Source organism: Streptosporangium sp. H13245 (assembly GCF_055690525.1).
Window position 1 is genome coordinate 37,596 of record NZ_JBSZKT010000032.1, and the last position, 23,319, is coordinate 60,914.

A 23,319-nucleotide genomic window follows, 5' to 3' on the forward strand; every position below is an offset into this window, starting at 1 on the left:
GCGCGGTCGCGGCGGACGCCGGGGCGGGACCCGGCGAGGGTTTTTTTAGGGGAACGCCCTCGACAGGCGGTTGCGGAGCCTGCCCAGGGGGCTCCGCTCCCGGGCGGCGGCCTGGGGGGTGATCAGGTCCAGGGCGCCGAGGCGCTGGCGCTTGAAGTAGCGGGCCGGGCCGTGCGTCTCCAGGTAGGCGGCGGCGCCCTCGCGCAGCTCCGGATACACCTCGGCCTGCATGCAGTAGCCGACCGCGCTCACCAGGGCGGGAAGATCCACCGGCGGCGGTTCCTCCAGGGAGCCGTCCGCCGACAGGCGCGGCAGCAGGGCGTCGGTGACGGTGGCCGGGATCCGGTTGCTGTTCTCGTACGGGGCGAGCCGCTCCAGGACCAGGTCGCCGCCCACCGTCGCCACCGGGAGCCCGAAGTAGCGGCTCGCGGTGATCAGGGCGGTGGAGAAGCAGCCGACCACGAGCTCGGGCCGCAACGCGGCGAAGCACGACTCGGCGGGTACGGTCTCGGCCACGACCTCCAGCTCGACGCCCAGCTCGGCGGCCGTCTCGCGCAGTTGCTGGGCGTGCCTGCGCCCGGCCGCCGGGTGGGGCTTGAACAGCACGCCGCGAAACCCCCTGGCGACGAGGCCGCGCAGCATGTCGGCGTGCAGCCCCGCCTCCTCCTCGGGGGTGACGATGTCGAGGGCGGACAGGTACTGCCCGAGGATCATCGCCCGGCCCGAGGGCGCGTTCCCGGACCCCCCGCCGACCTTCCCGATCACGTCGAGGAAGGCCCGGTCGGGGAGGGTCTCGGCGGGAACCCCGTACTCCGACAGCAGCAGCGGCGTCAGGCCCGGGACCAGGTCGAGGTGGAGCAGGCGGGTGATCCGGCCGGAGATCTCCAGCGGCAGCGGGTCGCGCGTCGGGCCGTAGCTCATCAGGCCGTCGGAGTAGACAGAGATCGGGCAGTCCTTGACCAGCCCGCCCAGGGTCCTGCCCGGGGGGACCGCGATGGACTCCAGGATCAGCTCGGCGGGCCCGTCGCCCAGGGACAGGTGCGAGCCGACCAGGCGGCTCAGCATCGGCACCTCGATGACGCGCGCCTTCCAGTCCGAGGGGTGCAGCGGGGCCACGATCTCGTTCCACGAGTGGAGCTCGTCGAAGCGCGGGCGCAGCGCGGCGAAGCCCGGGGTCTCGTCCAGGGACGGGGTGATCTCCGGGATCGCCGCGTTGTTGGACACCAGCAGGATCCGGCGTCCCTCGCGCGGGCCGAAGCGGCCGTCGTCGATCGCCGCCGCCAGCGTCATCGCGCCGAACAGCGTCGAGGCGTAGAACAGCTGCGTCATCAGCCCTCCAGGAGTCTCTGCAGGATCTGGTCGCGTTCCGGATCCAGACGGGTCTCGGCGAGCAGGTCCGTGGGGAACCGCCTCAGGGTCGCGGCGCCGCGCTCCTCGAAGCGGGCGCGAAGCTCGGGGGAGAACCGCTCGCCCATCTCCAGGTGGTGGGCGAGGAGCGCGCGGAACATGCGGACCGCCTTCGGCATGAACTCCTCCTCCAGGCCCTCGAAGACCAGGTCGAAGGCGTCGAAGAAGTGCAGCTGCCTGGCGTCGCCGATCTGCGTCAGCGAGCCCGACACCATCCGCCGGTAGAACAGCCCGGCCAGCGACACCACCGCGAACGAGCCCGCACCACGGTGCAGCCGCCAGATCCACGGCCTGTCCTCGGCGGTGTGCAGGTGCCCGGGGAAGGTCAGCAGCTCGCCGAGGTCGCGGCGGTAGACCCCCGCCCACGCGTACGGGTAGTCGACCATGGTCTTCGACCGGGCGGGCAGGATGTGGTCGCGCGGCTTCAGCACGACCCCCCGGGTGGCGAGCGGCGCGCGGTGGATCACCCGCTTCCTGCCCTCCACCTGGACGTGGTCGACCCGGACGAAGTCGCAGCCGAGCCGCTCGATCGCCCCGACCAGGTTCTCCAGGTATCCGGGCGCGAGCCAGTCGTCGCCGTCCATGAAGGTCAGGTAGCGGCCGGAGGCCAGGGAGACCCCGAGGTTGCGCGCGTCGGCGAGCCCGACCGGTGCGTCGTTGTGCAGCACGACCAGACCGGGCAGGTCGTCGCGGAAGTCCTCGACGATCTGCCCGGTCTGGTCTGCCGATCCGTCGTCCACCACGATGAACTCGAAGTCTCGGCGCGCGTTCCTGACCAGCGAGGTCAGCGCGTCACCGATGTAGGCCTCCGCGTCCCGCACCGGGACGACGACGGACAGCTTGATCAAGTTGTTGTTCCCATTCCCGTGTCAGAGGGTCATACGGTGGCGCGGCGCAGGCGCGACTTGGGAGCCTCCTCGCCGGGGAAGACGCGCTTGACACCGTCGCCCAGGGCGGTCTCGATGATCCGGATGTCGCGGACCAGGTGCTCCAGGCCGGCCGGCTCCAGCGAGGCGGCGTGGTCGGAGCCCCACATGGTGCGGTCGAGCGTGATGTGCCGCTCCACGGTCACCGCGCCCAGGGTAACCGCCGCGAGCGAGATCTGCAGGCCGCGCTCGTGGCCCGAGTAGCCGACCGGCACGCCGTACCGCTCCTGGAGGGTGACGATCGTGCGGAGGTTGGCCTCCTCGGGAGGCAGGGGGTAGGTGGAGGTGGCGTGCATCAGCACCAGCTTGGAGGTGCCGATGAGCTCCACCGCCCGGTCGATCTCCTCCAGCGTGGACATGCCGGTGGACAGGATGATCGGCTTGCCGGTCGCGGCGAGCGCGCGGAGCAGCTCCAGGTCGGTCACGCTCGCCGAGGCGACCTTGTGGGTGACCACGTTCATGGCCTCGAGGAACTCCACCGACGGCACGTCCCACGGCGAGGCGAACCAGTGCAGGCCGCGCTCCTCGCAGTACTTGGCGATCTGGGTGTACTCGTCCAGGCCGAACTCGGTCCTGATCTTGTACTCCATGTAGGTCATCTCGCCCCAGGGCGTCTGCCGGATCTGGTCGCGCTGCTCCAGCGGCACGCAGATCTCCGGGGTGCGCTTCTGGAACTTGACCGCCTGGCAGCCCGCCTCGGCCGCCACGTCGATGAGCTTGCGCGCGATGTCGAGGTCGCCGTTGTGGTTGATGCCGATCTCGCCGATCACGTAGACCGGCTGCCCGGCGCCGACGAGCGCGTCACCGATCTGGACGGGCTTGGCGACCGGGGTGAGCCGCAGCTCGGCGCGGGGCGCGGGGGTGACGGCGACCTCGCCCGCCGGGCGGGCCGCGAGGACGCGGTCACACAGCTCCCGTACGGCTCCGGCGCCTCCGGCCCTGGTCAGCACGGTCCTGGCGGCGGCGCGGACCTTGGGGTGGGCGTCGGGGACCGTGACGGGCCAGCCGACGTCGCTCATCGGGCCCAGGTCGTTGACGTCGTTGCCGACGTAGGCGACGCGGGCCGGGTCGATGCCCTCGATGGCCAGCCAGTCGCGCAGCACGGTCTGCTTGTCGGTCAGGCCCTGGAGGACGGGCACGCCGAGCTTGCGGGCGCGGGCCGCGACCACCGGGTTGTGCTCGGTGGACATGATCATCAGCTTGACGCCGGCGCGGCGCAGCAGCGAGATGCCCATGCCGTCGGAGCGGCTCACCGCGACCGTCTCACGGCCGTCCTGGTCGACGTAGGCGCGGTCGTCGGTGTGCACGCCGTCGAAGTCGGTGATCACCGCGTCCACGTCGATCGGCTCGGGCTCGTCGACGAAGGGCGCCAGCGCCCGGACGATCTCCAGGTCCTCGGGGGTGTCGACCTCGATGGCGTGGCGCGAGGGCACCTGCTGCACGGCGACGGTGCCGAAGAAGCGGTGGCCGTGCTCGCGCAGGCCCTCGGTGCGCATCACGTAGAACGCGCCGGTCTCGCGGAAGTTCGGCTCGCGGTCCTGGCGGCGGGGGCGGTAGGACGGGTCGTGGTTGACGCCCGCGCCGCTGGCGCTCCACAGGAACTCGTGCGTCTCCAGCCCGGAGAACACCACGTCGGCGCTGCCGTCGAGGACCTTGGAGATCGCGCTGTCCAGGTCCGCGGGGTCGATGAACGCGCTGGTGCACTGCACCAGGATGACCACCTCGGGGACCTCGGACACCTGGTCGAGCGCGTGCAGCACGGCGGACTCGCTGGAGGCGGTCGCGTCGCTCAGCTCTCCCGGCCGGTCGATCACGGTCGCGCCCGCGGCGCGGGCCACCTCGGCGATGCCCTCGTGGTCGGTGCTGACCACGACCTCGTCGACCAGCTCGGCGCGCACGCAGGCCCGTACCGCACGGGCGACCAGGGGACTGCCGCCCACCGAGGCCAGGTTCTTCAGGGGAACCCCCACCGAACCTCCACGGGCGGGGACAACGGCCAGGACTCGCAAGGTGGCTCCTCAGACATACGGCGAACGCCCCTGAGCTGGGGTGTCATAGGAACCTAGCCACGAGGGTGACCGGAAAGGGGTGTCTGAGTTGAACGTCCAGAGTCGCCCGTCTTAACTTTCCGCGCCGCCGGGAGTTCCAGCCTGGGCGTGTCGCGTACGGCACCGGACGGCGTGTACGTAGCCTTCCATACCCCTCCATACCGGGCGGGGTATGGGGGCGGTCCGGTCAACGGGTGGGTCCTCAGACGGTCGCGCCGATGGAGTCCATGAGCGTTGCGCGGGGTGACGGGTGGGTCCTCAGACGGCTGTGTCGATGGAGTCCATGAGCGTTCTGGGTCCTCAGACGGCCGCGCCGATGGCGCCCATCAGCGTTGCGCGGGGTGACGGGTGGGTCCTTAGACGGCCGCGCCGATGGAGCCCATGAGCATGGGGAGCGAGCGTTCGAGGCCTCGGCGCCAGTAGGGCCAGGAGTGCGTGCCGGGGCCGTAGAAGTCGACCGCCACGTCGGCGCCGTTCGCCCTCGCCCGCTCGACGAAGGTCACGGCCTGGAGGAGCAGGGCGGCCTCACCCTCGTCCCGCGCCGCGGAGGCGTCGTCCAGCGGGCCGGGAGAGCCGTCGCCGCTGGAGACGAAGAGCCGCACCCCGCGCAGCGCGCCGGTGAGGTCGGCCGGGTTGTGGGCGGCCCACTCCGGATCCCCGGGGGAGCCCCAGAGCCTCACGGACTCCTCGCCGTACTGCCCGAGCAGCCAGTCGACGCCGCCGTTGCCGTCGCGGGTGTGCAGCACCCCGGAGAAGGACGCCGCCGCCTGGAACATGCCGGGGTGGCGGGCCGCGTACGACATCGCCCCGAAACCACCCATGGACAGCCCCGCCACCGCCCGCCGCTCCCCGGCGCCGTAGTCGCGCTCAAGGACGGTCCTGACCTCGGTGAGGTGGAAGGTCTCCCAGCCGGGGCCCTCGCGCCAGTCGGAGTAGAAGCCGACGGGGCCGCTCTCGGGGATGACCACGAGCGCGCGGTATCCCGAGGTGAGCTCCGCGGCGCCGCCCTTGGTGATCCAGGTGTCGTAGCCGGACTGGCAGCAGCCGTTCAGCAGATACAGCACCGGCCACGGACCCGAGTCCGGCGACCACCCCTCGGGCAGCAGGACCCTGACCCTGCCCTCGCGGCCGAGCGCGGTGGAGGTGACGGTGAGCTCGTGGTCGCGCTCGCCCAGCTTCTTCACCGCGACGGCGGAGGCTCGCGCGTCCTCCCCGCCGTACGTGCCGGTCGAGGACGGTGGCGTCAGTGCGAGCAGCACCGCCGCGACCGCGACGGCGGCCAGCAGGAGGACTCCCAGACGTACAGCGGTGCGGTTCACGCCGCCAATCCTCCCGCGTTGAGCACGACCGCGTGAAGCCCACATGCCGTAACGGCCCCGGGGAGGAGGGAGGCGCGGGAACTCGTCGCGGGCGTGGACCTCTATTTTGGCCCGCCCATTCATGTTAATTCTGATGACATATGGCGTTTTAGTAACCTGAAAGCTTGAAAACTACACAAGATCTATTCAGGATTCTCCACGTGGGTTGTAAAGATCGTGTACAGCCCGCGTCGCTCTGCCCGGCGGGAAACTCTCGCCCGGAGTGAAGGAGAATGCGTGTCAAACACCCCTCGACGCTGGCGCTCGGTCCTGACCGGGATCACCACCGCTCTCGTGCTCGTCCTTCCCCAGGGTGTGGCCCAGGCCGCCCCCGCACCCGCTCCCGAAAAGATCGACAAGACCGTTCTGGCGGATCTGGCCACGGACGACAAGGCCACTTTCTGGGTACACCTGGACAGCGCCGCCGACCTCGGCGCGGCCCGCAGGGCGAAGACCAAGACCGAGAAGGCCGCGCAGGTCTTCCGGGCCAAGACCGAGGTCGCCACCTCGTCGCAGGCGGGACTGCGCGCGCTCCTGACCGCCGAGCGCGCCGACTTCACCCCCTTCTGGATCGTCAACGCCATCCAGGTGACCGGCAACGCCAAGCTGGCCGAGGAGATCGCCAAGCGGCCCGAGGTGGACCGGATCGAGCCCAGCCGGGTCACCAAGGTGCCCGAGCCGCTGCCCGGCAAGGAGGTGGCCAAGACCAGCGCGATCGAGTGGAACATCGACCGCGTCAACGCCGCCCGGGTCTGGGGTGAGCTCGGCGTCCGCGGCGAGGGCATCGTCGTGGCCAACATCGACACCGGCGTGCAGTTCGACCACCCCGCGCTGGCCGCCAAGTACCGGGGCAAGAGTGCCGACGGCGTCGACCACGACTACAACTGGTTCGACCCGGCCGGGATCTGCTCCGGCGCCGCGCCGTGCGACAACAACGGCCACGGCACCCACACCATGGGCACCATGGTGGGCGACGACGGCGGCACCAACACGATCGGCGTCGCCCCCGGCGCGAAGTGGATCGCCGTCAAGGGCTGCGAGTCCAGCACCTGCTCCGACGCCTCGCTGCTCGCCGCCGGGCAGTGGGTGCTCGCGCCCACCGACCTGAACGGCGACAACCCGCGTCCCGACCTGGCGCCGCACATCGTCAACAACTCCTGGGGCGGCGGCGGCTTCAACCCCTGGTACAAGACGACCGTCGACGCGTGGGTCGCGGCGGGCATCTTCCCCGTCTTCGCCAACGGCAACGTCACGAACGCGGGCTGCAACTCCAGCGGCTCGCCCGGCCAGTACGTCGCCAGCTACAGCGCCGGCGCGTTCGACGTCAACAACGCGATCGCGACCTTCTCCACCCGAGGTGCCGGTGAGAACGGCGAGATCAAGCCCAACCTCGCGGCCCCCGGTGTCGACGTGCGCTCCTCCCTGCCCAACAACGGCTACGGGTCCAACTCCGGCACCTCGATGGCCGCGCCGCACCTGGCGGCCACCATCGCGCTGATGTGGTCGGCCTCTCCCGCCCTGCTGGGCGACATCGCCACCACGCGGGAACTGCTCGACCGGACCGCGATCGACGTCAACGACACGCGCTGCGGCGGCACCGCCGCCGACAACAACGTCTGGGGAGAGGGCAGGCTCGACGCGTTCGCGGCGGTCCAGGCCACCCCCGCCGGTGAGCTCGGCGGGCTGACCGGCACCGTCACCGCCGGTGGCACGCCGCTGGCCGCGGCGGCCGTCACCGTCACCGGGCCACTGAACCGCACGGTCACCACCGCGCAGAACGGCACGTACGCGCTGCCCCGCCTGCTGGCGGGCGAGTACCAGCTCACGGTGAAGAAGTTCGGGTACGACGACGCCACCGCCGTGACCGTCACCGTCCTGGCCGACGAGACGGTCACCCAGGACGTGTCCCTGACGCAGCGGGCCTCGGGCGTGGTCTCGGGCACGGTCACCGCGGCGGGCGCCCCCGAGCCCGGGGCCACGCTGACCGCGGTGGGCACCCCGGTCAGCGCGGTCGCCGACGCGGCGGGCCGGTACCGGCTCACGCTGCCCAACGGCGACTACCAGCTGAAGGTCACCCCGGGCTCCCGGTGCGCGGGAGAACTCACCGCGCCGATCACGGTGAACGGCGACCTGGCCAAGGACGTCGACCTGCCGCGCCGCACCGACTCCTTCGGCTACACCTGCGACAGCGGCACCCTGGCGTACGTCGCGGGCACCGCCAAGAGCACGCTCACCGGCGACGACGCGGTCCAGCAGATCACGCTGCCGTTCACCTTCCCGTTCTACGGCACCGGCTACACCGGCGCCTGGCTCAGCACCAACGGGTTCCTGGCCTTCAAGGACAGTGCCGCCCTGGCGAGCAACGGGGCCCTGCCCGCCACCGCCGCGCCCAACGCGGCGCTCTACCCCCTCTGGGACGACCTCGTGCTGGACGACCAGTCCGGGATCTACACCGCCACCGTCGGGACCGCGCCGAACCGGACCTTCGTCGTCGAGTGGCGCAACGCCCGCTTCTACGCCGACGCCACCCAGCGCGTCTCGTTCTCGGCACTGCTCGGCGAGAACGGCTCGGTCGGATACCGCTACGACAGCATCGACAGCGAGCGCGACGCCGGGATCGGTGCCACGGTGGGCGTCGAGAACGCGGACGGCACCGACGCGCTGCAGTACTCCTTCAACAGCGCCGCGATCGGCGACGGCCAGAGCCTGACCTTCACCGCGAGCCGGCACGGGCTGCTCACCGGCATTGTCACCGACGCCAACGACGGTGGCCCGCTGGCGGGCGCGACGGTCAAGGTCGGTGACGTGGCGACCTTCACCACCGGGGCCGACGGCAGGTTCCTCGGGCAGATCCTGCTGGGCGACTACCGGGTCGAGGTCTCCAAGGAGAACTACGGGACCTTCACCCAGGAGGTCACCATCACCGCCGGGGCCGTGACCAGGGCCGACACCGCGCTTGCCACCGGCCAGGTGACGGCCTCGGTCGCCGAGCTGACCCTGGTGCAACCGGCGGAGACCACCAGGACGGGCACCGTCTCCCTGTCCAACCTGGGCGTCGGAACGGCCTACACCGTGACGACCGACCCCGCCCAGGGCTGGCTGAGCGTGACGCCCGCCGCGGGCGAGCTCGCCAAGGGCGCGTCGGTGACGCTGAAGGTCACCGCCTCCAGCGCGGGTGTCCAGCCGGGCACCGTACGCACCGGCAAGCTGCTGGTGCGCTCGGCGAGCGGCCGCAACCCGCTGATCGAGATCACCGTGACGGTCGTGGTGCCCAAGCACCAGGTCGCCGTCGAGGTGGGCGGCACCAAGGACGTCGTCGACGCCGCCGGTGACCGCTGGACCGCGGACCGCAAGCACAGCACCGGCGGCCACGGCTACGTCGGCACCTCCACCAAGACGAACACGGCGAGCAGGACGATCGTCGGCACCACCGAGCAGGCGCTGTTCAGGAGCGTCCGCGAGGGGATGCTGGAGTACCGGTTCGACCAGGTGCCCAACGGCACCTACGCCGTCGAGCTGGGCTTCGCCGAGACCCGGGGCAAGCGCGAGGGCCAGCGCGTCTTCGACGTCATCGTCGAGGGCCAGCTCGCGATCCCCGCGCTGGACCTGGCCCTGGAGACCGGCGCGTACACCGCCACCACCCGGCAGTACACGGTGAAGGTCACCGACGGCCAGCTCAACGTGCGGTTCGCCAAGCGGGTCGGCGACACCGTGCTCAACAGCATCCGCGTCTCCGAGCGCCCCGACAAGGCCACCCCGTAGCGGCCTGAATCCCCCGACGGCCCGTCCCGCACTCCTCGCGGGACGGGCCGTCCTCGTCTCCGGATGGCCCGCGGAGCCCAGCCGACCGGACGGGCTCCGCGGGCGGCCGGAGGGACTTCGTGGGCCGGACGGGTGGGCTCCGCAGGCTGGACGGAGGGGCAAAGTCCTGGTCAAACGGCGTTACGGGTCGTACGAAGCCGGGGATTGGCGGGGTGTGTCGTGATTCACGGAGGCTGCCATGGCCAGGACCACCACCACCGCTTCGAACGGCAGGACGCGTGTCCCGGCTGTCCCGGCTGTCCCGGCGAACGAGGACCGGCCGTCGCACATCACCGTGCCGGTGATCGGCACGCTGCCCCTGCCGCCGCCGGACCGGCTGGTCTTCTACGGGGTGCTGGGCGTGCTGGGCGCGTTGGGAGTCATCGAATGGCCCGTCGCGCTCGTCGTCGGACTCGGCCACTACCTGTCGGACCAGCGGCGGTTCCCCGTTCTGCGGCAGGCCGGAGAGGCCGCCGAGGCGGCGTAGCCGGGTACGCCCCCACCCGGACCGGAAGCGGGCCGGAAACCGGGCGCGGAACCGAGGCCGAGCCAGAAACCGAGCCTGGAACCGGGTCCGGAACCGAGGCTGAGGCTGAGCCCGGAACCGGGTCCGGAACCTGGGCTGAGGCCGAAACCGGCTCCGGAATCGAGGCCGAGCCCGGAACCGAGTCCGAGCCCGGAACCTGGGCCGAGTCCGGGCCCGAAACCGAGGCCAAGACCCGGGCCGGGACCGGGATCGGAAGTGGAGCCAGGACCGGGGGTGACGGTGATGGCACCTCTCGGTGAACTCGCCGGACAGGGCTGGGCGCAGGTGGGGACACTGCTCCTCGCCTTCGTGCTCTCGGCCGGGATCGGCCTTGAGCGGGAGGTCCGGCAGAAGAACGCGGGCCTGCGCACCCACACCCTGGTCGGCTTCGCCGCCGCCCTGATCATGCTGGTGTCGAAGTACGGCTTCTACGATGTCCTGGGGGAGCACGTCACCCTCGACCCGTCCCGGGTGGCCGCCCAGATCGTGTCCGGCATCGGCTTCCTCGGCGCGGGCCTGATATTCGTCCGGGGTGACGCGGTCCGCGGCCTCACCACCGCCGCGGCGGTCTGGCTCACCGCCGGGGTGGGCATGGCGGCGGGAGCCGGGCTGTGGCTGCTGGCGATCATCGTGACCGTGGGGTACTTCGCGACGGTGTTCGTCCTCACCCCGCTGGCCGACCTGCTTCCCCGGTCCAAGTACGCGCCCTCGCGGCTCAACCTGACCTATCTCGACGGGCGGGGCGTGCTGCGGCTGGTGCTGGCCGAGTGCACGCGCCGGGGATTCGGCGTGGACGAGCTGTCCGTCGGCCAGCCCTCCGAGGGACAGGGCCCGGCGACCGTCTCGCTCTGGCTCACCGTGCACGGCGCCGGTTCGATAACGGAGCTCACCACGGCGCTCTCCGAGATCGACGGGGTGCTCGCCGTGGTGAGCCGGGACGCCAACGTCGTGGTGCGCTGAGAGCGGGACCGTGCCCTCGGGGGTGGACCGGCTGTTCGGTACGACACGGCGACCGGTGCCCGGTGGTGCTTCGGGATCCCGATCCCGTCGACGCCCGCGACCGCGACCGACCCCCGAGCCGCCCGACGCCCGACGCGCGACGAGCGGTCCGTGGCCGCCGGTGCCCGCCCGTGTCCGGGGAGTGGTGGCCGTGGCCGCCGGTGCCGCTCAGGCGGTGCCGCTCAGGTCCGCGACCGCGGCGATGACCTGGTCCACCTCCTCCTCGGTGTTGTAGTAGTGCGGCGACAGCCGCAGGCACCAGTCGACGCCCTTGTCGCCGAAGTCGAACTGCGCGAACTCGCGGAAGCTGAGCGCCGAGTTGACGCGCCGCGCGTCCATCGCCGCCTTGAACGGCCGGGGCTGCCAGCCCTCGATGGCGAAGGTGACGATGGCGCCCAGCCGCGGGCCCTGGTCGAGCGTTCGTACCCCGGAAATCGCGTCGAGTCCGTCGCGCAGCCGGGCGGCGAGCGCGGGGGAGCGGTCCGCGATGGCGTCGACGCCGACCTGGCGGGCGTAGCGTGCCGCGGCGGCACAGCCGAGCACGGCCGCGTAGGGGAACTCCCACTCCTCGAACCGGGCCGCGGACTCGACGGGCCGGTAACGGCCCGGCTCGATCCAGCGGGCGCCGTGCATGTCGATGAACAGCGGTTCGTACCCGGCGCGCAGCACCCGGTCGGACACGTAGAGGAAGCCCGAGCCACGGGGGCCGCGCAGGAACTTGCGGCAGGTGGCGGTGAGCATGTCGCAGCCGATCTCGGCCACGTCGACCGGGTACTGGCCGACCGACTGGCAGGCGTCGACCATGTACAGCAGGTCCAGCTCGCGGCAGTGCCGGCCGATCTCGGCGACGGGCTGGACCAGGCCGGAGTTGGTGGGGATGTGGGTGGCGGTCACCAGCCGGGGGCGGTGCGCGCGCATCAGGGCGGCCATCGCCGCCACGTCCACTCCCCCCTCCGGAGTGTCGGGCGCGTGCACGATCCGCACGCCGAACCGCTTGCGCAGCGACAGGAAGGCGATCTGGTTGGAGATGAAGTCGTTGCGGGTGGTGAGGATGACGTCGCCGTCCTGGAACGGGATCGCCGACAGGGCGGTGGAGAAGGCGTGCGTGGCGCTGCCGGCGAAGGCGACGTTGCCGGGCTCGCAGTTGATCAGGGCGGCGATCTCCGTGTAGAACCCGCGGACCTCGGCCTCCCGGGCGGCCGACGCCTCGTAACCGCCGATCCGCGCCTCCAGGTTCAGGTGGTCGAGCATCGCGGCCAGCACGGGGGCGGCGAGCAGCCCGCAGCCCGCGTTGTTGAAGTGGACGACCTGCTCGCAGCCGGGGGTGTCGGCCCTGAGGGCGGCGAGGTCCAGTAGTGATTCTCCGCGAACCACAGAAGTGCTACTGTCATCTCTCATGCAAGACGGTAGCACTTCTGCGGCGTTGGTGACCAGTCTGCGCGCGCTGCTGGCCGGGCTGTCGCCCGGTGACCGCCTGCCGAGCAGCCGGGAGCTGACCCAGCGCTACCGGGTCGGGCCGGGGACCGTCTCGCGCGCGATCGCCGTGCTGACCGCCGAGGGCGCCGTGGTCACCCGGCCGGGCAGCGGCACTTTCGTGGCGGCGCGCGGCCGGCCCGCCGCCGGGGTCGCCGACACGGTCTGGCAGACGGTCGCGCTCACCGACCGCACCGTCGACACCGGCCCGCTCACCGACGCGCTCGGGCCGCCCCCCGCTGGGACGATCATGTTGGACGGCGGCTACCTGCACCGGTCGCTGCGGCCCACCCGGCCGCTGAGCGCGGCGCTGGCACGCGCGGCGCGTCGTCCCGACGCCTGGGACCGGGCTCCGGCGAACGGCCTGGCGGCGCTGCGGACCGTGTTCGCCGGGATGGCCGGGGGCGGGATGACACCCGACGACGTGCTGGTCACCGGTGGCGGGCAGAGCGCCCTGTCCATGGCGTTCCGGGCCATCGCCGGACCGGGCAGCCCGATCCTGGTGGAGTCGCCCACCTACCCCGGCGCGCTGGCCGCCGCGCGGGCCGCCGGGTTGCGCCCGGTGCCCGTCCCCATGGACGACGACGGGGTCAGGCCCGATCTGCTGGCCGAGGCGTTCGCCATGACCGGCGCACGGCTGTTCTACTGCCAGTCGACCTACCACAACCCGACCGGCATCGTGCTGGCGCCCGAGCGCCGCAGGCACGTCGTCGACGTGGCGCGGGCCGCGGGCGCCTTCGTCGTCGAGGACGACTTCGCGCGGCACCTCGGCCACGGCGGGCAGGTGCCGAGGCCGCTGGCGGCCGACGACCGTGACGGCACGGTCGTCTACCTGACCTCGCTCACCAAGCCCGCGGCGCCCAGCCTGCGCATCGGGGCGCTGGTGGCCCGCGGGCCGGTGATGGAGCGGATGAGGGCGGTGCGGCTGGTCGACGACTTCTTCGTCACCCGCCCGTTGCAGGAGACCGCCCTGGAGCTGCTCGGTTCGCCCGCGTGGGATCGGCACGTCCGTACCCTGGCCGTGGCGCTGCGGGAACGCCGCGCGGAGCTGGCGGCGGCCGTCTCGCGCGAGCGTCCGGACTGGACCGTCACCCGGCTCCCCGCGGGCGGGCTGCACCTGTGGGTCCGCCTGCCTGCCGGTACCGACGACACCGTGGTCGCCGGGGCCGCCCGTCGGCACGAGGTCGCCGTCAGCGCCGGTCGCCGGTACTTCGCCGCCGAGCCGCCCGGGGCCTTCCTGCGCCTCGGGTTCGCGGCGGCCGGTGACCTCGCGGAGCTGGCGGAGGCCGCGCGTCGGCTACGGCACGTCTGACGCCCGCGGATCCGGTGGGATGAGTAGGGGATACTCATGCTTTCCGCCACGTCCCTGCCTAACGTTCGGAAAGACCCGCCCTGACCGATCCACGGAGGGCGGGCGGGAAAAGGCTGGATCCGTCCTCGTCGTCGCTTCGATGACGCCGGTGCCGCTTCTCGCGGGTGTCGCACCGGCCGCCGGGAAGGCCGCGAGCCTGGCGGGGGCCGGCTCTCGGGCATCCCGTACGGCCGGTCCCGGGGTGCCGGGTCGCGGGCATTTCGTACGGCTGTCCCCGGGCGCCGACCATCGGAGCGGCGGGGGCTCATGGGGGCGTTTGGTCTAATTTGTCGGTGGTGGCATGCTCTTTCCCGAGACTCGGCCTCCCACGGTCCGGCGCCTGCCTCGCCCCTCGTACGGCGGGGAGCGGGTCAGGACGGGGCCGTCCCCGGGAGGAGCACGATGGCTGTCACGGCGCCGAGGCCCGGCGACCCCGCGAGCCTTGGCCCGTACACGATCGAGGCCAGGCTCGGTGAGGGCGGGCAGGGCACGGTCTACCTCGGCCGTGACCCGGCCGGTGAGCGCGTCGCGGTCAAGGTACTGCACCCGAGGTTCGCCGCCGACCGGGTCGCGAGGGCGCGCTTCGAGCGGGAGATCGCCGTCGCCCGGCAGATCGCCGAGTTCTGTACCGCCCGGGTGCTCGACGCGGGGGAGAGCGGCGACCACCTCTACGTGGTGAGCGAGTTCATCGACGGGCCGTCGCTGCAGCAGGCCGTCGAGAGCGAGGGGCCGCGCGACGGCGCCGCCCTGCAGCGCATCGCGATCAGCACGGCCACCGCGCTCGTCGCCATCCACCAGGCGGGGATCGCGCACCGCGACTTCAAACCGGCCAACGTGCTCCTCGGCTTCGACGGCCCGCGCGTGATCGACTTCGGCATCTCCAAGGCGCTCGACGCCGGGCTCGCCCAGACCAGCGGCGCCTTCGGGACCCCGACCTACATGTCCCCCGAGCAGATCCACGGCGACCCCGCCGCCGCCCCCTCGGACGTGTTCAGCTGGGCGGTGACGATGGTGTTCGCCGCCACCGGCAGCCCCGCGTTCGGCCGGGACACCATCCCGGCCGTGCTCCATCGCATCCTCACCGCCGAGCCCGACCTGTCGGGGGTGCCCGAAGGGCTGCGGCCGCTGCTGCGCGCCTGCCTGGCCAAGGCGCCCGCCGACCGTCCGACCGCCCCCGACCTGCTGTTCCGGCTGATCCGCCAGCCGTCGGCGGGCGCCACCCCACCGCCGTCCCCGGTACCGAATCCGAATCCGAACCCGGCCCCGTCCCCGGCGCCAGCCTCGTTCCCGGCATCGCCGCAGGCCGGGAACCCGGTACGGGACCAGCCGCCGCCGTCCCGGCAGCCCTCACGAGCCGAGTGGCCGCCGCCCCAGCCGCCCCCCGGATGGGACGGCGAGTCCGGGCAGCCGCCTCCTTCGTCGACGATCGAGTCGCCATCCCAGCCGTTGTCCCAGTTGTCCCAGCCGTCGTCGCCACCCGGGCGGAGCACCGCGCCCCCGCGGCCGTCCTCCGCCGGGCGGTCGCCGGTCGGTCCCGGCGCCACCCAGGGGCGGTGGCGTCCGGAGGATCCCGGGGAACCGGCCTTCCCCGGTGACGCGCGAAACGGATCCGCCGACGCGACCGTGCCTGGCCGGTCCGGACGATCGCGCCCGTGGTGGATCGGGGCCGCCGTCGCCGTCTCCGCCGTCGCGGTCTCCGCGGGCGTCTTCGTGCTCCCGCCGCTGCTGGCGGGTACGGGGGAGGAGCCCGCGGACCCCACCCCCGTCGCGCTGACCGGGTCCCCTCCGGCCCCCAGCGGATCCCCCTCGCCCGGCGAATCGTCCGTACCGCCCACCGCCCCGCCGTCTCCCGCGCCCACCCCCACCTCCGTCACCGGGGACTGGAAGAGCGCGCCGGTCGGCGGCCCGCTGCGCGGCCACCGCGACGACCTCCAGACGGTGGCGATCGCCCGGGTCGGCGGCAGGTCCGTGATCGTCTCCGGTGCCAGCGACCGCACCGTCCGCCTGTGGGACCTGGCCACCCGCAAGCCGCTGGCCACGCTCACCGGGCACACCAACTGGGTGCGCTCCGTCGCGGTCACCGAGCTGGACGGCAGGACGATCGCGGTGTCGGGCGGCGACGACGGCACCGTACGCCGCTGGGACCTCGCCGCCCGCAAGCAGGTCGGCAAGGCCATCGACGCCGCCGTACCCGTCTTCTCCCTCGCACTCGCCACCCTCGACGGCGAGCCCGTCGTGGTGACCGGAGGCCGCGACGGGAGCCTGCGCCTGTGGAACCTGAGGACGGGCGCCGCGATCGGCAAGGCCCGCCGTGCCGCCGACGGCGCCGTGTTCGGCCTGGCCACCGCCGAGCTCGACGGCGAGCCCGTCGTGTTCACCGGCGGCGGCGACGGTACGGTGCGCCGCTGGCCGCTCCGCTCCGGGCCCGGCGAGACGATCCTCACCCAGCGAGGCCAGGTCACCGCCGTCACCACGGCCGAGCTGGACGGCAGGCTCGTGGTGCTGTCCGCCGGGGGCGCGCAGGACATCCACATCGACGACGCCGCGGGCGCCGGTGAGGCCCGCCCGCCCATCCGGGACCACAGCGGCTGGGTCTACTCCCTGGCCGTCGGCCGGGTGGGGTCGCTCACCGTCGTCGTCTCCGGCAGCAACGACGCCACCGCGCAGGTCCACGACCTCGACACCGGGAAACGGGCGGGGCGGCCGTTCAAGGCCCACGACCACAACGTGTTCGCCGCGGCGGTGGCCGAGCTCGACGGGAGCCCCGTCGCGGTCACCGGAGGCGGCGACGACACCGTCCGCGTCTGGCGCCTGCGCTGACCATCCCCGGGCCCCGTTTCGGCCGTACGCGATCTCTCCCGGAGCGTGCCGGATTAGCGACCGGTGGCGAGCTCCGAGAAGATCTCCACCAGTTCCGGCCGGTCGAACGGGCCGACGTGGGGTGCCGCGACACTCCGTACGTCGGTCGGGTTGTCCGGGGTGAGGCGGTCGGCCTCCGCGATGAACCGGTCCTGCAGCGCGGGCGGGATCAGCCGGTCGAGGGTGAGGCGCACGTAGGTCCGGGGGATCCGGCCCCAGGTGTGCGCCTCGCCCCGGGCCTCGGCCAGCGGAATTCCGGCACTCTCGTCCGGCTCCAGCATGGCGAGCAGCCGCCGTACCCCATCGTCGGTGAAGTCCCCGGCGAGGGCGTCCTTGACGCCCTGGAACACCGCCGGGTCGGCCGAGCGCCAGTTGAGCCGGGTCACCCCCAGGACCGCGGGATCGGCGACCACGGCCGCGGTCACCAGGGGGAGCAGGCTCTCGCCGTTCTCCGGCGTCTCAAGATAGGCGGTCATGTTCGGCAGGTCCACGCAGCAGTACGCCGCGACGTAGACGACCCGGTCGAGCAGTTCGGGGACGGCGTTGCCGACCCTGCTCACGGTGACGCCGCCCTGGCTCATACCGGCGAGGATCACGGGCCCGTGGCGGCGGGCGCGGCGCACCACCCCCACGACGTGCTCGACGTAGTCGTCGATAGTGATCTTGGCGAGCGGCGACGGCTCGGTCGCCAGCGCTTCGAGGTCCTGCGGGGCCTGGTACGAACGGGGATAGAACGCCTCGCCGCCGTGTCCCGGGAGGTCGACGGCCACGCATCGGTGCCCGCGCAGGGTGAGTTCGGTGGTGAGCCCGGAGGCCCAGGCCGACGAGGAGTTGGTGCCGTGGACGAACACCAGGGTCGGCGGTCGCCGGTCGGCGCCACGGTTCGTCGTCGTTTCCGTCGTCATCGAGATTCTCTCTTCTGTTCGTTGGACGGGTGGGGTGGTGGTCAGCGGTGCGGCGGGCGCCACATCGGCCACAGGAGCGGGCTGTCCGCCACGCGGACCGGCTCGCCGAGATCCTCGAATCCGTGCCGCAGGTAGAGGGCGCGGCTCCCGGGCGAACTCGCCTCCAGGTACGCGGCGAGGCCGTCGGCGTCCGCCCGCTCCAGCCGGTGCCGCAACATCGCCGAGCCGAGTCCCGCGCCCCGCCGCTCGCCGACAACTCCCATGCAGGAGAGGTAGAGGTGCGGTTCGCGGTCGGGGTGCCGTGGGGCCAGCGCCTCGCCCAGGGCCAGCAGCCGCGCGCCGTCCTCACCGGACCCGAAGGCCGTTTCCCGGCCCGCGTCGTCCTCGTGGGGAGTCTGGCCCGCGGCCAGCGCCAGCCATATCGAGGCGCCCTCGCGACGACCGGTCAGGTACGTCTCGGCGGCGGGATGGGTGAGAAGGGCGCGGTAGTGGTGCTCCTGCGAACGGCCTCGCGGGCCCGCCTCGGGGAAGAGCCAGCGGACCAGGGGGTCGTCCGTGAACGCCTCGGTCAGGACGTCCAGCACCGCCTGCCGGTCTGTCCCGTCCGCCCGCAGCACGGACGCGTACGGTGTATTGACTGTCATGGGTACAGCGTATTGAAGCGAGAGCGAAAGCGGCTGTTTTAAAGGGATATAGCGCGACAAAGTGAACTAGTGCTGAAGGATTGAACTAGTACACTCTTGACGGACAGCGACCTCAACGAACGATCGGGGGCCTCATGCCGTCGTCACCACGGCGACCGGAACCGCCGTACCTGCGGATCGTCGCGGAGATCCGCGCCCGGATCCTCGCCGGTGACCTGCGGCCCGGGGAGCGGGTGCCGTCCGTCCGGGAGATCGCCCGGCGGTGGGGGGTCGCGGCCGCGACCGCGACCAGGGTGACGGCCACCCTCCGCGACGAAGGGCTGGTCGAGACGAGGGTCGGCGCGGGTACGGTGGTCGGCACCCTCGCGGGCCGGAGGCAACCGGTCGGCGTGACCCCTCCCCTCGCCGCTCCCCCCGGGCCACGGCGGGCCGGAGCCCCCCGGCGGGGGCTGGACCGCGAGCGGACGCTGCGCACCGCGATCGCGATCGCCGACACCGAGGGGCTTGACGCCCTGTCCATGCGGCGGCTCGCGGCCGAGCTGGGTGTAGGCCCGATGTCGCTGTACCGGCACGTTTCGAGCAAGGACGACCTGGTGACGCAGATGACCGGCGAGGTCTTCGGCGAGCCCGAGCTTCCCGTCCCGGGGCCGGACGGCTGGCGGGCCAAGCTCGAACTGGTCTCCCGCCTGCAGTGGGAGCTGTGCCGACGGCACCTCTGGCTGCCCAGGGCCATCTCGTTCGTCCGCCCGTCGCTGGTGCCCAACGTGATGGCGCACACCGAGTGGACCCTGCGCGCGCTCGACGGGCTCGGGCTGCCCATGGCGACACGGATCCGCGAGGCGCTCACGCTGCCCGCCCTGGTCCTCTCCGTCGCGCTGTCCATGGCGGACGAGGTCGAGGCCGAACAGGAGACCGGGGTGACGCTCGACCGGTGGTGGCTGGCCCAGCGGGAGCGGGCCGACGAACTCCTCCACTCCGGACGCTTCCCGCTGCTGGCCACGCTCGCCGGGGAGGAGGTGCCGGACGTGGACGGGCTGTTCGAGTACAGCCTCGCCCGCCATCTCGACGGTTTCGCCGCCCTGCTGGAGGACCGGGCCCGGCCCGCCGGTTGACTCTGACTCGGCGGTCGCTCTCATCGGGTGTGCCGGGCGTTCCGGCCCGCTCGACACAGCCGGAAGAGCGGGCGGCCCGTGCCGGGCCCGGAGCCCCGCCTCACCCGCGAGGCCCCGCGCGGCTCAGCCGCCGACCAGGCACTCGCGTACGGCCGTGATCAGGTGGTTGGCGCGGGCGTCGCCGTGGCCGATCATGCGGTTGGCGACGTACGCGAAACCCACCCCGAACTCGTCGTCGCCGAAGGCGAACTGCCCGCCCGCCCCGTCGTTGCCGAAGCTGCGCTTCCCCAGCATCGGCCGGAAGGGCGAGTCGAGCAGGAAGCCCGAGCCCCAGCGTGCTCCGGCGTCGAAGCCGAGCCATCCCCTGCCGGAGGAGACCTCGCGGACCGCGTCCGTCACGGTGTCCGGGGTGAGCAGCCGCTCCCGGCCCTCGATGCCGGTCACGGCCGCCGCGTACAGCCCGGCGAGGCCGCTCGCCGAGGCCGTGGCGCCCGCTCCGGGCAGCTCCATGCCGAGCAGCGCCGGGTCGTTCCAGCCGTGCGGTTCGGCGAGGCCGGGGAAGACCAGCGCGCCGTTCATCGTCACGATGCGGGTGAGCAGGTGTTCTGGTCCCGGCATCGGGGGGCGTCCCTCTGCCTCGACGAGCCGGGCCCGGCCGTCCATCTCCTCGGCGGGCAGGCCGATCCAGGCCCGCAGCCCCAGCGGATCTCCCACGGCACGGCGGAAGTACGCGCCGGGGGTGAGCCCGGTGACGCGCCGGATGACCTCGCCGATGAGGAACCCGAAGACGTGGCCGTGGTACTCGTACGCCGTGTCCGGTTCCCACAGCGGTTCCTGCTCCTCGATGGCGTGGATCACCGGCGTCCAGGTGGCGATCTCCTCGAAGCCGAGCGCCGGGTCGAGGGCGGGGATCCCCGCCCGGTGTCCGAGGACCATGCGACACGTGACGGCCTCCTTGCCGTGCCGCGCGAACTCGGGCCAGTACCGGCTCACCGGGGCGTCGAGGTCCAGCCGTCCCTCCTGCGCGAGGAGGTGGGCGCAGACGCCGACGAGGCCCTTGGCGCAGGAGAAGACCGGTACGACCGTGTCCTGTGTCCATGGACGGCCGGTCTCCTCGTCCGCGATCCCGCCCCACAGGTCCACGACCTTGCGCCCGCCGACGAACACGGTGACGGCCGCGCCGAGTTCGCCGTGTTCGCCGAAGTTACGGGAGAAGGCGTCCGCGACCGCTCCGAACCGTTCGTCGGCGAGTCCGCTGTGCTCCATGGCGATCTTCTTTCTCTCGGCTTCCCCTCGGCGCGTCGCCGGGTTTCCCGCTCGCTCGCGGCCTTCGTGGCGCCGAACGCTACATTGCCTAGGTATATTAGGCAAATACCGTGAGCCCTAGGCAAGGTGGAGGTGGGCGTGGCCCGTGCGGGACTGACATCCGAGCGCGTGACGGAGGCGGCGGCCGAACTGGCGGACGCCGTCGGGTTCGAGAACATCACCGTGTCCGCGCTGGCGCGGAGCTTCAAGGTCAAGGACGCCAGCCTGTACTCGCACGTCAGAAACCTGCGGGACCTGCGGGAACGGGTCGCGCTGCTGGCCGCGGAGGAGCTGGCCGACCGCATCGCCGAGGCGGTCGCGGGCCGGGCGGGGAAGGAGGCCATGGTCGCGTTCGCCAACGCCTACCGGGACTACGCGCTCGCCCACCCCGGCCGCTACGCGGCGACCCAGGCGGTCCAGATGGACCCCGCCGTCCTCGCCCGCTCCACCGTCTACCTCCGCACCATCGAGCTGACCCACGCGATGCTGCGCGCGTACAGGCTGGTCGAGCCGGACCTGACCGACGCCGGACGTCTACTGCGCAGTGCCTTCCACGGCTACATCACGCTGGAGGCGAACGGCGGGTTCAGCCATTCCCGCGACGTGCGGAAGTCCTGGGAGCGGGCCCTGGACGGCCTCCATCTCCTGCTGGAGAACTGGCCTTCGGACCCGTCGCGTCCCGTGGCGGAGGAAGAAGGATCATGAGCGGGTTCACGCGCCCGGCCTCGGCGACGGCGTTCCCGCTGGAAATCTCGGTGAGGCTTTAGAGGCGCCGTCCCCCTGGCCCGCGCGGGCCAGGGGGACGGCGCGCGTGGGTCAGCGCCAGGAGTCGGTGCGGGTGGCGGTGCCGCCGGAGGGGGTGGTGAAGGAGCGGTTGGGGTCGCTCTCCCAGGTCACCGAGCCGTCGGGGTTCTTCTTGATGTACTTGTACTGGATCGCCGTGCCGGACGGCAGGTTCACCGTGGCCCTCCAGACCGGGTACGCGGCCGACGACAGGGCGACGGCGTTCGCCGGGTTCCAGGAGCCGAGCTGGGCGACGTTACCGACGACGAAGACGTTCTGGCCCCAGTTCGTCGTCACGTTCGCGTTGAACGTGGTGGCGACCTGGCCAGGGTCGACGGGGCCGGTGGCGCCGGTGTGGACGGCGACCGCGCCCCTGGCCGGGACGGTCACCGAGGCCGAGCCGCCCGCGCCGACGGTCACCGAGCCGCCGCCCGCGACGTTGGCGTAGGTCCCGGCGGGCAGGCCGGTGGAGAAGGTACGGGTGACGCTCCCGCCCTCGTTGTTGATCGCGACCCAGCCCTTGGCGCCCCGGCTGAAGGCGATCACGTTGTTGCCGTTGTCGTACCAGTTGCCGACCGTGGTGCCCTGGACGGCGCGGTTGAAGCCGACCATGCCGTTCATCTGGCGGTGGAAGCAGGTCCACTGGCCGTTGCCGCAGTTGGCGTCCGTGGCGAAGCCGCCGTTGGCCGACGGCGGACCGGCCTCGCCGTTGCTCCAGGTGAACCCGGAGTAGACCCTCGGCGTTCCGTACGGCCAGGCGAGCATGAAGACGTTGGCCAGCCGGTAGGCGTCGCCGTACTTGTAGTTCATGGTCGAGCCGTTGCGTTCGGTGTCGTGGTTGTCGATGAACACCACGGCCTTGTCGCTGGGCACCGACAGGCCCCAGCTCTGCCCGAAGGACTGCAGGTTCCTGATCTGGCCGCCGTTGAACTGCTCCTTGAGCTTGCGCCCGTACACGAACTCGTGCACGTCGCCGATCCCGGTGTACTGGCTCGGGCTGATCGCCTCGCCGTCGCCCTGGATGACCTCCTGGTGGATGTACGGCGAGCCGGTCAGCTTGCCCTTGATCGCGGCCAGGTCGCCGGGGTTGATGTGCTTGGCGGCGTCGACGCGGAAGCCGTCCACGCCCAGGGAGGTGAGCCTGTTGAGGTAGCCCGCGATCTGGTTACGGACGTACTCGGAGCCGGTGTTGAGGTCGGACAGGCCGACCAGCTCGCAGTTCTGCACCCGCCAGCCGTCGTTGACGTAGTCGGAGCCGTTGATCCCGCAGGTGGGGGAGTGGAAGTCGGCGGCCGAGTAGAGGCCGGGGTAGTTGTACTTGCCGAAGGTGTAGCCGCCGTAGCTGGTGCTGCCCTGGCCGGTCATGTGGTTGACGACCGCGTCGGTGTGGACCTTGAGCCCGGCGGAGTGGCAGGCGTTCACCATGTTCCTGAACGCGTTCTCGTCGCCGAACTTGCTGGTGAGGGTGTAGCGGGCGGGCTGGTAGATGTCCCACCAGACCGCGCCGCCCCGGGACATCGAGTCGCTCGGCGGGGAGACCTGCACGGCGGCGTACCCGGCCGGGCCGAGGACGTCGACGCACTCCCTGGCGACGGAGTTCCAGTTCCAGTTCCACAGCTTGACGATCGGGCCGGGGGTGGGCGGCGCCGCCTGGGCCGGGGCGCTCAGCACGCCGGGCACCAGCACGGCGGCGCTCACCAGAGCGCCCAGCGCCGTGGCGACGACGACTCTGTAGGGTTTCACGAGTGGGGCCTCCAGGATCGATGGACGGGTTCCCTGGCCGGGCCGGGTGCTGCAACACCCGGCCCGGCGGTCTTGCGGG

General features: G+C 72.2%; 16 protein-coding genes. 7 read left to right on the forward strand and 9 right to left on the reverse strand.

The features are described 5' to 3' along the window. Positions 1-45: 45 nt before the first annotated feature. The 4 genes from ACW9TB_RS30865 to ACW9TB_RS30880 all read right to left on the reverse strand — a co-directional run bounded on the left by ACW9TB_RS30865 (position 46) and on the right by ACW9TB_RS30880 (position 5,700). Entirely contained in the window at positions 46-1,329 is a 1,284-nt protein-coding gene (locus ACW9TB_RS30865; RefSeq protein ID WP_472751609.1) for a polysialyltransferase family glycosyltransferase, read from the reverse strand. Further along, on the reverse strand, positions 1,329-2,255 hold the full coding sequence (locus ACW9TB_RS30870; protein WP_472751610.1) for a glycosyltransferase family 2 protein: 927 nt from the start codon (positions 2,253-2,255) through the stop codon (positions 1,329-1,331). The genes ACW9TB_RS30865 and ACW9TB_RS30870 overlap by 1 nt, the downstream gene beginning before the upstream one ends. A gap of 29 nt (positions 2,256-2,284) precedes the next feature. After that, positions 2,285-4,342 (reverse strand): N-acetylneuraminate synthase family protein, encoded by a 2,058-nt coding sequence (locus ACW9TB_RS30875; RefSeq protein ID WP_472751611.1) that lies wholly within the window; start codon positions 4,340-4,342, stop codon positions 2,285-2,287. Positions 4,343-4,737: 395 nt separating this feature from the next. Then, positions 4,738-5,700, reverse strand: coding sequence for an alpha/beta hydrolase (locus tag ACW9TB_RS30880; RefSeq protein WP_472751612.1), 963 nt, complete (start codon positions 5,698-5,700; stop codon positions 4,738-4,740). A 276-nt stretch (positions 5,701-5,976) separates the two neighbouring features. Here ACW9TB_RS30880 and ACW9TB_RS30885 point away from each other — a divergent pair, with 276 nt between their 5' ends. The 3 genes from ACW9TB_RS30885 to ACW9TB_RS30895 all read left to right on the forward strand — a co-directional run bounded on the left by ACW9TB_RS30885 (position 5,977) and on the right by ACW9TB_RS30895 (position 11,026). Continuing rightward, on the forward strand, positions 5,977-9,501 hold the full coding sequence (locus ACW9TB_RS30885) for a S8 family serine peptidase (protein WP_472751613.1): 3,525 nt from the start codon (positions 5,977-5,979) through the stop codon (positions 9,499-9,501). A 238-nt stretch (positions 9,502-9,739) separates the two neighbouring features. After that, positions 9,740-10,027, forward strand: a complete 288-nt coding sequence (locus tag ACW9TB_RS30890) for a hypothetical protein (RefSeq protein WP_472751614.1) — start codon at positions 9,740-9,742, stop codon at positions 10,025-10,027. A 282-nt stretch (positions 10,028-10,309) separates the two neighbouring features. Further along, positions 10,310-11,026, forward strand: a complete 717-nt coding sequence (locus ACW9TB_RS30895; protein WP_472751615.1) for an MgtC/SapB family protein — start codon at positions 10,310-10,312, stop codon at positions 11,024-11,026. Positions 11,027-11,233: 207 nt separating this feature from the next. Here ACW9TB_RS30895 and ACW9TB_RS30900 read toward each other — a convergent pair whose 3' ends face one another. Next, on the reverse strand, positions 11,234-12,439 hold the full coding sequence (locus tag ACW9TB_RS30900) for an aminotransferase class V-fold PLP-dependent enzyme (RefSeq protein ID WP_472751616.1): 1,206 nt from the start codon (positions 12,437-12,439) through the stop codon (positions 11,234-11,236). A gap of 22 nt (positions 12,440-12,461) precedes the next feature. On the opposite strand from ACW9TB_RS30900, the gene ACW9TB_RS30905 reads away from it, so the two are divergent. Then, complete coding sequence (locus tag ACW9TB_RS30905) at positions 12,462-13,850, forward strand: aminotransferase-like domain-containing protein (protein ID WP_472751617.1); 1,389 nt, start codon at positions 12,462-12,464, stop codon at positions 13,848-13,850. A gap of 441 nt (positions 13,851-14,291) precedes the next feature. Beyond that, positions 14,292-16,709, forward strand: coding sequence for a WD40 repeat domain-containing serine/threonine protein kinase (locus ACW9TB_RS30910; protein WP_472751618.1), 2,418 nt, complete (start codon positions 14,292-14,294; stop codon positions 16,707-16,709). 53 nt (positions 16,710-16,762) lie between these two features. On the opposite strand, the gene ACW9TB_RS30915 is transcribed toward ACW9TB_RS30910, so the two are convergent. After that, complete coding sequence (locus tag ACW9TB_RS30915; protein WP_472751619.1) at positions 16,763-17,653, reverse strand: alpha/beta hydrolase; 891 nt, start codon at positions 17,651-17,653, stop codon at positions 16,763-16,765. A gap of 41 nt (positions 17,654-17,694) precedes the next feature. Further along, complete coding sequence (locus ACW9TB_RS30920; RefSeq protein ID WP_472751620.1) at positions 17,695-18,297, reverse strand: GNAT family N-acetyltransferase; 603 nt, start codon at positions 18,295-18,297, stop codon at positions 17,695-17,697. 134 nt (positions 18,298-18,431) lie between these two features. Between ACW9TB_RS30920 and ACW9TB_RS30925 the strand changes: the two genes are divergently transcribed. Beyond that, complete coding sequence (locus ACW9TB_RS30925; protein ID WP_472751621.1) at positions 18,432-19,409, forward strand: GntR family transcriptional regulator; 978 nt, start codon at positions 18,432-18,434, stop codon at positions 19,407-19,409. A 123-nt stretch (positions 19,410-19,532) separates the two neighbouring features. On the opposite strand, the gene ACW9TB_RS30930 is transcribed toward ACW9TB_RS30925, so the two are convergent. Next, entirely contained in the window at positions 19,533-20,675 is a 1,143-nt protein-coding gene (locus ACW9TB_RS30930) for a serine hydrolase domain-containing protein (protein WP_472751622.1), read from the reverse strand. A 138-nt stretch (positions 20,676-20,813) separates the two neighbouring features. Between ACW9TB_RS30930 and ACW9TB_RS30935 the strand changes: the two genes are divergently transcribed. Next, complete coding sequence (locus ACW9TB_RS30935) at positions 20,814-21,419, forward strand: TetR/AcrR family transcriptional regulator (RefSeq protein WP_472751623.1); 606 nt, start codon at positions 20,814-20,816, stop codon at positions 21,417-21,419. A 111-nt stretch (positions 21,420-21,530) separates the two neighbouring features. Here ACW9TB_RS30935 and ACW9TB_RS30940 read toward each other — a convergent pair whose 3' ends face one another. Next, positions 21,531-23,240 (reverse strand): carbohydrate-binding module family 20 domain-containing protein, encoded by a 1,710-nt coding sequence (locus tag ACW9TB_RS30940; protein WP_472751624.1) that lies wholly within the window; start codon positions 23,238-23,240, stop codon positions 21,531-21,533. Positions 23,241-23,319: the final 79 nt, after the last annotated feature.

Bases quoted from the DNA above. Each gene is read 5' to 3' on its own strand.
- ACW9TB_RS30905 (WP_472751617.1), top strand. From the start codon at position 12,462: ATGCAAGACGGTAGCACTTCTGCGGCGTTGGTGACCAGTCTGCGCGCG.
- ACW9TB_RS30890 (WP_472751614.1), top strand. From the start codon at position 9,740: ATGGCCAGGACCACCACCACCGCTTCGAACGGCAGGACGCGTGTCCCG.
- ACW9TB_RS30910 (WP_472751618.1), top strand. From the start codon at position 14,292: ATGGCTGTCACGGCGCCGAGGCCCGGCGACCCCGCGAGCCTTGGCCCG.
- ACW9TB_RS30930 (WP_472751622.1), bottom strand. From the start codon at position 20,675: ATGGAGCACAGCGGACTCGCCGACGAACGGTTCGGAGCGGTCGCGGAC.
- ACW9TB_RS30915 (WP_472751619.1), bottom strand. From the start codon at position 17,653: ATGACGACGGAAACGACGACGAACCGTGGCGCCGACCGGCGACCGCCG.
- ACW9TB_RS30920 (WP_472751620.1), bottom strand. From the start codon at position 18,297: ATGACAGTCAATACACCGTACGCGTCCGTGCTGCGGGCGGACGGGACA.
- ACW9TB_RS30895 (WP_472751615.1), top strand. From the start codon at position 10,310: ATGGCACCTCTCGGTGAACTCGCCGGACAGGGCTGGGCGCAGGTGGGG.
- ACW9TB_RS30865 (WP_472751609.1), bottom strand. From the start codon at position 1,329: ATGACGCAGCTGTTCTACGCCTCGACGCTGTTCGGCGCGATGACGCTG.
- ACW9TB_RS30925 (WP_472751621.1), top strand. From the start codon at position 18,432: ATGCCGTCGTCACCACGGCGACCGGAACCGCCGTACCTGCGGATCGTC.